The sequence below is a fragment of the Micromonospora sp. ATCC 39149 genome, assembly GCF_000158815.1.
Classification (GTDB): Bacteria; Actinomycetota; Actinomycetes; order Mycobacteriales; family Micromonosporaceae; genus Micromonospora.
The window spans coordinates 5,006,324-5,018,459 of sequence record NZ_GG657738.1; the positions used below are offsets into that span (position 1 = coordinate 5,006,324).

The 12,136-nt window shown below is 73.7% G+C and carries 10 protein-coding genes, 3 tRNA genes and 3 pseudogenes; 12 read left to right on the forward strand and 4 right to left on the reverse strand.

The window, feature by feature from the left end; genetic code table 11:
* The 5 genes and pseudogenes from MCAG_RS31225 to MCAG_RS21845 form a co-directional block, all read left to right on the forward strand.
* Positions 1-326: pseudogene (locus MCAG_RS31225) on the forward strand (DUF58 domain-containing protein); the annotation flags it as partial.
* Positions 323-1,285: pseudogene (locus MCAG_RS21830) on the forward strand (VWA domain-containing protein). The pseudogenes MCAG_RS31225 and MCAG_RS21830, both read left to right, overlap by 4 nt.
* A gap of 71 nt (positions 1,286-1,356) precedes the next feature.
* On the forward strand, positions 1,357-2,220 hold the full coding sequence (locus tag MCAG_RS21835) for a S1C family serine protease (RefSeq protein ID WP_007075153.1): 864 nt from the start codon (positions 1,357-1,359) through the stop codon (positions 2,218-2,220).
* Positions 2,221-2,374: 154 nt separating this feature from the next.
* Positions 2,375-2,800, forward strand: a complete 426-nt coding sequence (gene arfB / locus MCAG_RS21840) for an alternative ribosome rescue aminoacyl-tRNA hydrolase ArfB (RefSeq protein ID WP_007075154.1) — start codon at positions 2,375-2,377, stop codon at positions 2,798-2,800.
* Positions 2,801-2,870: 70 nt separating this feature from the next.
* Positions 2,871-3,449: pseudogene (locus MCAG_RS21845) on the forward strand (GNAT family N-acetyltransferase); the annotation flags it as partial.
* A gap of 94 nt (positions 3,450-3,543) precedes the next feature.
* Here MCAG_RS21845 and MCAG_RS21850 read toward each other — a convergent pair.
* From MCAG_RS21850 to MCAG_RS21860, 3 genes are all read right to left on the reverse strand, one after another.
* Entirely contained in the window at positions 3,544-4,254 is a 711-nt protein-coding gene (locus MCAG_RS21850) for a hypothetical protein (RefSeq protein ID WP_007075156.1), read from the reverse strand.
* Between the two features lie 84 nt (positions 4,255-4,338).
* Entirely contained in the window at positions 4,339-5,208 is an 870-nt protein-coding gene (locus MCAG_RS21855) for a hypothetical protein (protein WP_007075157.1), read from the reverse strand.
* A gap of 49 nt (positions 5,209-5,257) precedes the next feature.
* On the reverse strand, positions 5,258-6,679 hold the full coding sequence (locus MCAG_RS21860) for a hypothetical protein (protein ID WP_036374684.1): 1,422 nt from the start codon (positions 6,677-6,679) through the stop codon (positions 5,258-5,260).
* A gap of 165 nt (positions 6,680-6,844) precedes the next feature.
* On the opposite strand from MCAG_RS21860, the gene MCAG_RS21865 reads away from it, so the two are divergent.
* The 4 genes from MCAG_RS21865 to MCAG_RS21880 all read left to right on the forward strand — a co-directional run bounded on the left by MCAG_RS21865 (position 6,845) and on the right by MCAG_RS21880 (position 8,322).
* On the forward strand, positions 6,845-7,648 hold the full coding sequence (locus MCAG_RS21865; protein ID WP_083802332.1) for a fumarylacetoacetate hydrolase family protein: 804 nt from the start codon (positions 6,845-6,847) through the stop codon (positions 7,646-7,648).
* 125 nt (positions 7,649-7,773) lie between these two features.
* Positions 7,774-7,845 (forward strand) — tRNA-Gln (locus MCAG_RS21870).
* Between the two features lie 131 nt (positions 7,846-7,976).
* A tRNA-Glu gene (locus MCAG_RS21875) sits at positions 7,977-8,049 on the forward strand.
* Positions 8,050-8,249: 200 nt separating this feature from the next.
* Positions 8,250-8,322: transfer RNA gene (locus MCAG_RS21880), tRNA-Glu, on the forward strand.
* 155 nt (positions 8,323-8,477) lie between these two features.
* On the opposite strand, the gene MCAG_RS21885 is transcribed toward MCAG_RS21880, so the two are convergent.
* Complete coding sequence (locus MCAG_RS21885; protein ID WP_036374687.1) at positions 8,478-9,164, reverse strand: IclR family transcriptional regulator; 687 nt, start codon at positions 9,162-9,164, stop codon at positions 8,478-8,480.
* A gap of 49 nt (positions 9,165-9,213) precedes the next feature.
* On the opposite strand from MCAG_RS21885, the gene leuC reads away from it, so the two are divergent.
* The 3 genes from leuC (at position 9,214) to MCAG_RS21900 (ending at position 12,108) form a co-directional block, all read left to right on the forward strand.
* Positions 9,214-10,656, forward strand: a complete 1,443-nt coding sequence (gene leuC / locus MCAG_RS21890) for a 3-isopropylmalate dehydratase large subunit (protein WP_007075161.1) — start codon at positions 9,214-9,216, stop codon at positions 10,654-10,656.
* A 17-nt stretch (positions 10,657-10,673) separates the two neighbouring features.
* Positions 10,674-11,261 carry a 3-isopropylmalate dehydratase small subunit gene (gene leuD, locus MCAG_RS21895; protein ID WP_007075162.1) on the forward strand — a complete coding sequence of 196 codons (588 nt, stop codon included), beginning with the start codon at positions 10,674-10,676 and terminating at the stop codon, positions 11,259-11,261.
* A gap of 172 nt (positions 11,262-11,433) precedes the next feature.
* The gene (locus MCAG_RS21900) at positions 11,434-12,108 is read left to right on the forward strand and encodes an HU family DNA-binding protein (protein ID WP_036374689.1); all 675 of its coding nucleotides are present in this window, start codon (positions 11,434-11,436) and stop codon (positions 12,106-12,108) included.
* Positions 12,109-12,136: the final 28 nt, after the last annotated feature.

Consider the following 12,136-nt stretch of genomic DNA (forward strand, 5'->3'; position numbering starts at 1 on the left):
GTGACCGACCCGCGCGAGCTGGAACTGCCAGGACGTCGGCCTGATCACCATGGTAGACCCGGAAACCGGTCGGCGGCGGGAGGTCTTCACCGGCGACCGCCGGCTGCGCGCCCGGTACGCCGAGGCGGCCCTCGCCCAGCGCGACCAGGTCCGCCAGGTGCTGCGCCGGTGCGAGGGCGGCCCACCTGCCGCTGCGCACCGACCGGGACTGGTGCGCCGACATCGTCCGGCACGTGCACGCCCAGCGCCGGCTCGCCCTGGCCCCGGCGGCCGGCCGGGCCGGCCCGACGCCCCGGCCCGGCGCGCCGCGGGGAGGTGCCGCGTGACCTGGCAGTCGCCCCTGCGGCTCTGGCTGCTGCTCGGCGTCGCCGCGCTCGCCGTCGGCTACCTGCTGGCCCAGCGCCGCCACAGCCGGTACGCGGTCCGCTTCACCAATCTGCGGCTGCTCGACCGGGTGGCCCCGGACCGCCCGGCGTGGCGGCGGCACGTGCCGGCGGGCCTGTTCCTGGCCATGCTGGCGCTGCTGGTGGTGGGCTTTGCCCGGCCCAGCGCCGAGGTCCGGGTGCCCCGGGAACGCGCCACCGTCATGGTGGCGGTCGACGTGTCCACCTCGATGCTCGCCTCCGACGTGAAGCCGGACCGGCTCAGCGCCGCCAAGGACGCGGCCCGGCGCTTCGTCGACGGCCTGCCCGACGAGTTCAACGTCGGGTTGGTCGCGTTCGCCGGCAGCGCCGCCGTGCTGGTGCCGCCCGGCACCGACCGGGAGGCCCTGCACGACGGCATCGAACGCCTCGCCGAGGGCAGCACCGGTGTGCAGGGCACCGCCATCGGGGAGGCGATCAACACCTCCCTCGGCGCGGTGAGAGGGTTGGACAGCCAGGCCGCGAAGGACCTGCCACCGGCCCGGATCATCCTGCTCTCCGACGGCGCGAACACCTCCGGCATGGACCCGATGGAGGCCGCCGCCGAGGCGGTCGACGCGAAGGTGTTTTGTGCACACTTTTTTCGTTCGGCACCCCGTTTTTGTTTCGTCGACCGGGGCGGTCGTCCCATCCAGGTGCCGGTGGACGGGCAGACCCTGAAGGCGGTCTTCGATTCCACCGGCGGCGGGTTTCACTAGGCGACCAGCCGCGAGGAGCTGCGGGCGGTGTACGAGGACATCGGCACCTCCGTCGGCTACCGCACCCAGCGGCAGGACGTCTCCGCCCGGTTCATCGGGCTCGGGCTGGTGCTGGCCATGGGGGCGGCGGCGGGATCGATGCGGTGGTTCTCCCGGCTGCCCTGAACGGCCGCCTTGTGCGCGGCTGGCCGGAACGGCCGGACATCCGGAAGAGACGCGGACGTGAGGAGCAGCGGATGGCAGTACAGACCGGACTGGGCGAGCCGCGCGGGCCGTGGTTCGTCTCGCCCGACCTCGATGCCGACCGGCGCGGCCGGCGGGAGGTACCGGGTCGGGGCGGCGACGACCGGCGGTGGAGCTGGCAGGGCCGATTGCTGGCCGCCGCCGGGGTGGTGGCGCTGTCCACCCTGTCCGGGGCGGCGGCCGGCGCCTGGGTCGCCGACTCCGCCGCCGCGCCGGGCCCGACGGCGGCGTCCGCCGCGCCGGTTCCGGCGGAGCTGGTGACCGCTGCCGAGCGGACCGTGCCGGGGGTGGTGTCTGTGCTGGTCGGCGGGGGCACCGGGGGCTCGGCGACCGGCTCCGGGTTCGCCATCGACGATCAGCAACACCTGATCACCAACGACCACATCCTGGCCAAGGGCGGCGGTGCGGCGGTGACGGTGGAGCTGCCGGACGGCCGGCGGTTCGCCGCCGAGGTGGTCGGCCGGGAGCCGGGCAGCGACCTGGCCGTGCTCCGGGTGCCCCCGGGCGCCGGCCTGGCCCCGTTGCCGCTGGCCAAGCCGGGCGCGACCCGGGTCGGCGAGCCGGTGCTGGCGGTCGGCTCCCCGCTCGGGCTGGCCGGCACGGTTACCGCGGGTATCGTCAGCGCGCTCGACCGTCAGGTGCGCCTCGGCGCGAACCGGCACCGCGCCGTGCAGACCGACGCGTCCATCAATCCGGGCAACTCCGGCGGCCCGCTGGTCAACGCCCGAGGTGAGGTGGTCGGGGTGAACACCGCCATCGCCACCATCGACGGCAGCGGGTCCATCGGCATCGGCTTCGCCATCCCGATCGAGCAGGTGCGGCAGAGCGCCGACGCGATCATCGGCAAGGGCGGCTGACCTGGGCGGGGTTCGCCGTCCCGCCCGGGACGGAAGGGAAAGTGTCAGATACCGGGCGCCGCCGCCGGCATGGGCGACGGCCGGGCCAGCACCGCGTCCCTCGGCGACCCCCGTAGCCACCCACGGTGCCCGCGCGGGGCGCTAGCCTTTTGGCGTGGACGACGGACTGCGGGTGACCGACCGGCTGATCGTGCCGGGTGCCGAGCTGCGGGAGCGGTTCTCCCGCTCGTCGGGCCCGGGTGGGCAGGGCGTCAACACCACCGACTCGCGCGTAGAGCTGAGCTTCGACGTGGCCGGCTCGCCGAGCCTGACCGAGTCGCTGCGCGCCCGGGCCCTGGACCGCCTGGCCGGCCGGCTCGTCGACGGGGTGCTCACCGTCGCCGCCAGCGAACACCGGGCCCAGCTCGCCAACCGGGAGGCCGCCCGGGAGCGGATGGCGGCGCTGCTGGGCGAGGCGGTCGCCCCGCCGCCCCCGCCGCGCCGCCCGACCCGCCCGTCGCGGGGCGCGAAGGAACGCCGCCTCGCCGACAAGAAGCGCCAAGCGCAGCGCAAGCGCGACCGCCGCGTCGACGGCGACTGATCGTGGCGCCGCCGGTCGCCGGGGCGAAATGGCGGGCGGTGGGCGGGCGTCGCCCGTAGTCTGCCCGGGCATGAACACCGATCCGACGCCCGACTTCTCCGTCAAGCCGACCCTCGCCGGGCAGCGGGTGCTCCTGCGCCCGTTCGTCGCCGACGACGTGTCGACCTTCCGCGCCGCCCTGACCGACCCCGAGGTGTGCCGGCTGACCGGCAGCCCGCCCGAGGAGCACGACGAGCAGCGGCTGCGCGAGTGGTACGGCAGCCGCAACGCGCAGGCCGATCGGCTCGACCTGGCCGTCGTCGACCGCGCCACCGGCGAATGCGTCGGCGAGGTCGTCCTCAACCAGTGGGACGAGGGGAACCGTAGCTGCAACTTCCGCACCCTGTTCGCCGCGAACGGCCGCGACCGGGGCCTGGGCACGGAGGCGGTCCGGCTGGTCGTCGGGTACGGCTTCGAACGGCTCGGCCTGCACCGGATCTCGCTGGAGGTGTTCGCCTTCAACCCCCGGGCCCGCCGGGTCTACGAGAAGGTCGGCTTCGTCGCCGAGGGGGTGCTGCGCCAGGTACTGCGTGACGGCGACGACTGGGTCGACGCCACCGTCATGTCGATCCTCGCCCCCGAGTGGGCGACGCACCGCGGCCATCCGGAACGTCCCGCGGAAGGAACGCTGCGGGGCGGCGTACGGGAGGCGGTTGAGCCGGACGCGGCGGTCTGGCCGAATGGCTCCGGAGGCAACAGGGCCGTCACCGATCGCGCACCGTCGGGTGACACAGCCAGTGGTTGAAGTCCCAGCTGAAGACCGAGGTGCAGGTCATCCGTTGCACGCCGGGCTTGAAGCCCCACAGGTCTAGCCGGCCGAGGCCGTGCGCGGTCAGTTCCGCCGCCGCCGGATCGGTCGTCGGCAGGTCCGTGTCGTCGAGCAGCACCAGGCCGGCCGGGTCGAGGTACTTCGGGGCGACCCGGGCGCAGACGGTGCGGGACGCGCCGTCGATCACCACCACGTCCCAGGGAGCCCCGTCGGCGATCGCCGCCACGTACGGGGAGTCCGCCGAGCCGTCCCACCAGCCGTCGTCGCACGGCGCGTGCCGGATCTCCCCGTTGGTCGGCTGGGGAAGCTGGGCGAACCAGGAGGCGTCGTGTTCGACGGAGACGATCTCGCCCACCCGTCCCGGGCGGGCGAACCAGGAGGTCGACGACCCCGAGCCGTACTCGAACACCCGCACCCGGGGGTGCAGCACCTCGTCCAGCCACCGCACGGCGGCGTAACTGAACCAGGGCAGCGGCTGGCCGTCGCCGTCGACGGGGGCGGCACCCACCGACCGGTGCCAGCCCTGCCGACGCAGGGTGGCGAGGGCCTCCAGCGACGTCCGCGCCTCCCGGCGGGAGCGGGGAATGCCGGGGGCGGTCCGTTGGATCAGGCCCCGCGCCCGCACGGCGAGTGATCGTCTGGCCATGGTGCTCCGTTCCTCGGGTTCCCGCGTACAGGGAGCCAACGAACGACGAGCACGAAAGGTGATGAAAGGTGCCAAACCGGGTGGTCAGGCTCCCAGCGCGGCGAGCAGGCGGGCGCGCAGCCCGGCGGCCCGCTCGGCGAAGCCCCGCTGGGCGGCGGCGTACTCGGCCCGCCCCTCCGCCGTCTCCACCCGCACCGGCGGGTACCCGAGCGCGGCGAGGTCGTAGGGGCTGGCCCGCATGTCCAAAGCGCGGATCTCGCGGGCCAGCGCGAACGCGTCCGCCACCAGCTCGCTCGGCACCAGCGGGGAGAGCTTGTACGCCCACTTGTACAGGTCCATGTTGGCGTGCAGACAGCCCGGCTGCTCCAGCTCGTGCTGGCGCTCCCGGCTCGGGGTGAGCACGTTCAGCGGCCGGGCCGGCGCGGTGAAGAACCGGTACGCGTCGAAGTGGCTGCACCGCACGCCCCGCTCCTCGACGACCTCGGCGGTCCGCTCCGGGCTGAGCCGCAGGGGCCACGCGTTGTGGCGGACCTCGTCCTGGGTCTGCCGGTAGACCATCGCCCACTCGTGCATACCGAAGCAGCCCAGGTGCGCCGGCCGGCCCGCGGTCGCCGCGAGCAGGGCGCGGATCCAGCCGACCGACTCCGCCCGCCGGGCGCGTACCCCCTCGGTGTCGAGGGTGAGCCCGGCGGCGGCGGCGCGGTAGTCCCGGCCGAACTCGGCCGGGTCCGCGCCGCGCAGCACCACCCCCGCGCCCGGGTGCCAGCGGCGCAACTGGGCGGGACGGTGCGAGTAGTAGGTGAAGAGGAAGTCCTCCACCGGGTGCTTCCGCCCGGTGCGGCGGCGGGCCAGGTGCGGGGCCAGCCACGCGTCTACCCGCTCCTCGTGGGCGCGGCGCCGGGCCTGCCACTCGGCCAGGTCGAGCGGCACAGCGGAGGCGAGGGCGGCGGTCACCGGACCAGCGTACGACCGTCACCGGGCCTTTCCCGCCGGTGGCCGCGCCTCAGGGCACGTCGACCCGCACCCCGGCGGAGAACACCCCGCTGCGCAGCTCCAATCGCTTCGGCCGGTCCGCGCCGTCGACCGTGAACACCAGCGGCAGCACCAGCCGACTGCCCGCGGCGAGGGGCTGGGCGAAGACGTCCCGCCCCTGGTTGGCCAGCCGGGTGGCAGGCTCGTCGGTGCTGACGAAGGTGCCGCCCGGCAGGTACGCCCGCTGCATCTGGCCGTGCCAGGTCTGCTGCTCGGGGGTGAGGTTGCGCACCCCGACCGTGGCCTGGCACTGCCGCGCGGCGGCGGACGGCGTCGACGAGCAGGCGATCCGGTAGACGGTGAACTCCAGCGCCTGCTCCCGCAGCGGCACGCCGAGCACCCCGGTCGTGCCCGTACCCACCCAGGCCCCGGCGGTCGGCTGCTTGGTCGTGTCGATCGCGGCGACCCGCCGGGTGGCCGTCACCGTCGCGGCCCCCACCACGCCGGCCAGGACCGCGACGGCACCCCCCACCACCAGCCACACCGGGGGCTTGCGGCGGCGGGCCACGGCCACGGGCGTGACCGGACGGGGATACCCGCCATCCGGGCCGGTCGCCGCCGGCCCGCGCCGGCCGGTGAACCCGGCACCGGCACCGGTACCGGCGAAGACGGTCCCCGTGCCGGCGCGTCCGGTCGCCGAGTGCGCGGCGGGGCTGCCCGCGCCGGTGGCGCCGGTGGCTGCCCGCGCGCGGCGGTGCCGCTGCCACCACCAGAGCCCGCCGACCGTGAGCAGGAGCACCCCGGCCAGCGCGGCGAGCAGCGCCGGGGGCCGCCGCCACGCCGGCGCGGGGGTGGCCTGGGCCGCCGGCGCCGCGGCGCGGTCCCAGGTCGCGGTCGCGCAGTCGTACGGTCGGTTGCCGTTGGCGGCGAAGGCACAGGCCGGCGCGGACAGGGCGCGCCCCGGGGCGGCGGTGGTGAGCGCCGTGTGCAGGGTCGTGGTGCTGCGCGCCGGGAGCCGGAGCTGCCACGTCACCTCGGTGGTGGCGGCCGAGCGGGTGGTCCGCCCGCCTGGCGTGACCCAGGTCGGCGACGTCCCGGGCGGCAGTTCCTGGCGCACGGTGGTGGCCACGGGCAGGCTGCCGGTGTTGCGCACCTGGACCTGGTAGCCCGGGGCCGGCGTGCCGGCCGGCGTGACCACCACCGTCACTGGTGACGGTGCGCCCTGCGTCGGCACCACCACGGACGGGGAGACCAGCGGTGGCGCTGCGGCGTCCGGCTGCGTCGGTGTCGGTGTCACGGTGGCCGCCGCCGCGCGGAACGCCCCCGGCGGTGCCGCCGCCTTGGGTGCCGCCGCGTTGGGTGCCGCCGGGGGCAGCGCCGGCACGGCGGCGAGAATGCCGAGGCAGTGTACGAACACTGCGAGGGCCCTGTGGTGTCGTCTCGATGCAGGCATACGAACGAACCTCCGGTAGCCGAGGTTAGGGGCCGCGACCCGTCGTGTGGGTACGAAGCGGCGAACCCGGCCCCCGGCGGCGGCCTGCGGCGTACGCTGGCCCGTCGCGGACCTCGGACGGCCGGTGCTGACGCCGGGCCGCGCGGGCGGGGCTAGATTGGCCAGGTGCGTATCGCTCGTTTCGCTCATGCCAAGGGAATGTCGTTCGGGGTCGTCGAGGGCGAACCGGGGGCGGGCCCGGAGGGCCTGACCATCGCCGAGATCGAGGGCCACCCATTCGGCCAGATCCAGTTCAGCGGCGCCCGGTGGGCGCTCTCCGATGTCCGGCTGCTCTCCCCGATCCTGCCCAGCAAGGTGGTCTGCGTCGGTCGCAACTACGCCGAGCACGCCGCCGAGCTCGGCAACGAGGTGCCCAAGGAGCCACTGCTCTTCCTCAAGCCGTCCACCTCCGTGATCGGGCCACGGGACGCCATCCGGCTGCCGATCTTCTCCAAGCAGGTCGAGCACGAGGCCGAGCTGGCCGTGGTGATCGGCGCGCCGGGCGCCCGCCGGGCCGACCGGGCCGCCGCCGAGCGGGCGATCTTCGGCTACACCTGCGCCAACGACGTCACCGCGCGGGACCTCCAGCGCTCCGACGGGCAGTGGACCCGGGCCAAGGGCTTCGACTCGTTCTGCCCCATCGGCCCGTGGATCACCACCGGACTCGACGTCACCGACCTGGAGGTCCGGTGCGAGGTGGGCCGCAACCCGGAGGAGATGGAGGTGCGGCAGCTCGGCCGTACCCGGGACATGGTCTTCGACGTGCCGGCCCTGGTGTCGTACGTGTCGCACGTGATGACGCTGCTCCCCGGGGACGTGGTCCTCACGGGCACTCCGGCAGGGGTTAGCCCGCTCACGGAGGGGGATACGGTCACGGTGCGTATCGAGGGGATCGGGGAGCTGAGCAACCCGGTGGTCCCGGTGACCTGAGCCGTCGGGAAGCCCGAAGCCGCAGGCCAGATGCGGTTTCGGGCCCCCGATTTGGCCTGCCGGAGGTGGGAGGGTAAAGTTTCTCTCCGGTGCCGCAAGGCACGAACGGCACCGCGAGGTGCCAATGGGGTATGGGGTAATTGGCAGCCCGACTGATTCTGGTTCAGTTAGTCTAGGTTCGAGTCCTGGTACCCCAGCAACCGGTGTTCGTGAGAGCGTCGGTCGCTGGATCAAGCTGGGGAGCGGCCCTGGCCCGCCGAGCGGGCCAGGATGATCTCTGGTAGAGTTCAGCGGCACCGTCCGGCAGGGCGGTGAAGCAAAAGGTTCTGGCCCCGTCGTCTAGCGGCCCAGGACGCCGCCCTCTCAAGGCGGTAGCGCCGGTTCGAATCCGGTCGGGGCTACAGTTCTGTCCAGCCCGTCTCACTACGGTGAGGCGGGCTGTTTCACATCCGGGCTGTTTCACATCCGGGACACGGTTCGCCTCACCGGCCTGGCGGGCCGCGATGTCGTGGGTGACCGCCCACCCCCCGCGCGCCGGCCCGGGGTCCGTCGCTAGACTACAGCGGCACCGTCCGGCAGGGCGGTGAAGCAGGAAAGTTCTGGCCCCGTCGTCTAGCGGCCCAGGACGCCGCCCTCTCAAGGCGGTAGCGCCGGTTCGAATCCGGTCGGGGCTACACCCACGGAAGGCCCGTCTCACCCCCGGTGAGCCGGGCCTTCCCCCGTCTCCACCCCACCCCTCTGCTCGCGGTGATCAGGGGCCTTGCGTGCGATTCGGCGCGACACGTGACGCAAACCTCTTGATCACTGGGGCGGAGGGGATGGGGTCGGGTTAGAGACCGCTCAGGCGTTGGCCGGCTCTGACCACGGCCATGGCGTGGCGTTCGCCGGGGCGGCGGCCGAGGCGCTCGATCGGGCCGGAGATGCTGACTGCGGCGATCACCCGCCCCGTGCGGTCGCGGATCGGGGCCGAGACGCTCGCCACGCCCGCCTCCCGCTCGGCGACGCTCTGCGCCCAGCCGCGCCGGCGCACCTCGGCGAGGGTGCGCCCGGTGAACTTGGAGCGGGGCAGCAGCGGCATCACCGCCTCCGGCGGCTCCCAGGCCAGCAGGATCTGCGCCGCCGAGCCGGCGGTCATCGGCAGCACCGAGCCCACCGGGACGGTGTCCCGCAGCCCACTGGCCCGCTCGGCGGCGGCCACGCAGATCCGCTCGTCCGCGCGGCGCAGGTAGAGCTGGGCGCTCTCCCCGGTGGCATCGCGCAGCGCGGCCAGCAGCGGCTCCGCCGCCGTGAGCAGCACGTCCGGCGCGGCGTTGGCGAGCTCACCGAGCCGGGGGCCCGGTCGCCAACGGCCCTGGGTGTCCCGGACCAGCATCCGGTGGATCTCCAGCGCCTGCGCCAGCCGGTGCGCGGTGGCCCGGGGCAGCTTGGTGCGTTCAACGAGTTCGGCCAGGCTGGCGCCGTCGACGCAGGCGGCCAGGATGACCACCGCCTTGTCGAGAACGCCGACACCGCTCATACTGTGTCCCACAAGCCGAAATTTACCTCCCAGAATTTAGGATGTCCAGATGGTGGGAGACACTCGACCGAGGACCCTGGCCGAGAAGGTCTGGGACGCGCACGTCGTCCGGTCCGCCGACGGTGAACCGGACCTGCTCTACATCGACCTGCACCTGCTGCACGAGGTCACCAGCCCGCAGGCGTTCGACGGCCTGCGGCTCGCCGGCCGCCGCGTGCGCCGCACCGACCTCACGCTCGCTACCGAGGACCACAACACCCCCACGGGGTACGCGGACCCGGCCTTCTCGCAACGGCGCGGCGACCTGCTCACGATCGCGGACCCCACCTCCCGCACCCAGATCGAGACGCTGCGCCGCAACTGCGCCGAGTTCGGCGTGCGACTGCACCCGCTCGGCGACGCCAACCAGGGCATCGTGCACGTGATCGGCCCGCAGTTGGGCGTCACCCAGCCCGGCATGACGATCGTCTGTGGCGATTCCCACACCGCCACCCACGGTGCCTTCGGCGCGCTCGCGTTCGGCATCGGCACCAGCGAGGTCGAGCACGTGCTGGCCACCCAGACGCTACCGCAGAGCCGCCCCAAGACGATGGCCGTGAACGTCACCGGTCAGCTCGGCCCCGGCGTCACCGCCAAGGACCTGGTGCTCGCCCTGATCGCCCAGGTTGGCACCGGCGGTGGCCGGGGGCACATCGTGGAGTACCGGGGCGAGGCGATCCGCGCGCTGTCCATGGAAGGGCGGATGACCGTCGCCAACATGTCGATCGAGTGGGGCGCCAAGGCCGGCATGATCGCGCCGGACGAGACCACCTTCGCGTACCTCAAGGGGCGGCCGAACGCGCCCGCGGGCGCGGACTGGGACGCGGCGGTGCGGTACTGGCGGAGCCTGCCCACCGACGAGGGCGCGACGTTCGACGCCGAGGTGACCCTCGACGCCAGCCGGATCACGCCGTTCGTCACCTGGGGCACGAACCCGGGCCAGGGCGCGCCGCTGGGCGCGGCCGTGCCGGACCCGGAGGAGTTCGCCGGCGAGTCCGAGCGGGCCGCCGCCCGCCGGGCCCTGGAGTACATGGCCCTCACCCCTGGCACCCCGCTGCGCGACCTCTCCGTCGACGTGGTCTTCGTCGGCTCCTGCACCAACGGCCGGCTGGAGGACCTCCGCGCCGCCGCCGACGTGCTGCGTGGGCACAGGGTCGCCGACGGCGTACGGATGCTCGTGGTGCCCGGCTCGGCCGCCGTCCGGGAGGCCGCCGAGGCCGAGGGGCTGGACAAGGTCTTCACCGACGCCGGGGCCGAGTGGCGCTTCGCCGGCTGCTCGATGTGCCTGGGCATGAACCCGGACACGCTCTCCCCGGGCGAGCGTTCCGCCTCGACCTCCAACCGAAACTTCGAGGGCCGCCAGGGCCGGGGCGGACGCACCCACCTGGTGTCGCCGCCGGTCGCCGCCGCCACCGCCGTGGTCGGCCGGCTCGCCGCCCCCGCCGACCTTTAGAAGGGCAGCTGCGCCAGATGGACAAGTTCACCGTGCACACCGGCACCGCCGTGCCGCTGCGCCGCTCCAACGTGGACACCGACCAGATCATCCCTGCCGTGTACCTCAAGCGGGTGACGCGGACCGGATTCGCCGACGGGCTCTTCAACGCGTGGCGGGAGGACCCTTCATTCGTGTTGAACGATTCAGCGTATTCGGGTGCGTCGATTCTTGTGGCGGGCCCGGAGTTCGGCACCGGGTCGTCCCGGGAGCACGCCGTGTGGGCGCTGCGCGACTGGGGGTTCAAGGCCGTGGTGTCGCCCCGGTTCGGCGACATCTTCCGTGGCAATGCCCTCAAGGAGGGTCTGCTGCCGGTCGAGTTGGAATTGCGGGCCGTGGAGGAGTTGTGGGCTCTCGTCGAGTCCGACCCGGCCACCCCGGTCACCGTCGACCTGACCTCCCGCGAGGTCCGGGCCGGGGACGCCACCTGGCCCTTCCCCCTCGACGACTTCAGCCGTTGGCGGCTGATGGAGGGGTTGGATGACATTGGACTCACCCTTCGGCACGAGGCCGACATCACCTCCTACGAGCGCGACCGGCGGCCTTTCCTGCCCTCCGTGGCGTAGCCGTACGCCCGATCCAGCATCGGTTTCCGCCCCCACCGGCCGCGCCGGTGGGGGCGAATCCGTTACGACACAAGGGCTTTTTTCCGCCGAATGTTTGTGTCCAGGCAGCACAGGGCATACCGTGCGCGCAGAATGGCTCGCGTCGAGTCAGTTGCACAATCGGGAGGAAGTCGTGAACAAGGCCGAGCTCATCGAGGCGCTCGCCGTTCGCCTGGGGGACCGGAGGACGGCGACGGCCGCGCTCGACGCGGTCCTCGCTGAGGTCCAGGCGGCGGTCACCAAGGGCGAGAAGGTGGCGATCACCGGATTCGGAGCGTTCGAGAAGCGCGTCCGGGGTGCCCGAACAGCGCGCAATCCGCGGACCGGCGAGGCGGTGAAGGTCAAGAAGACATCCGTCCCGACCTTCCGGGCCGGTGCCGGGTTCAAGGAGATGGTGGCCAGCGGGAAGGTGCCGAAGGCCACGGCGGCGGCGAAGAAGACCGCCACGGCCGCCACCAAGACGACGGCGGCCAAGGCCACCACGGCCAAGGCGGCCGGGGCCAAGGCCACCACGGCCAAGGCGGCCGGGGCCAAGGCCACTACCGCCAAGGCGGCCGGGGCCAAGGCGACCACCGCCAAGGCGGCCGGCACGAAGGCGACCGCCGCGGCGAAGAAGGCCGCCCCGGCGAAGGCGACCAAGACCACGGCAGCGAAGACCGCCACCAAGAAGGCCGCCCCGGCGAAGAAGTCGGCGGCGGCGACCACGTCGGCCGCAGCGAAGAGGACCACCGGGGCGGCCAAGAGCACGGTGGCCAAGAAGGCACCGGCGAAGAAGTCCCCGGCCAAGAAGGCGACCACCACGCGCTGAGCGGTCGGCACCGTCGGGACGCCCAGCC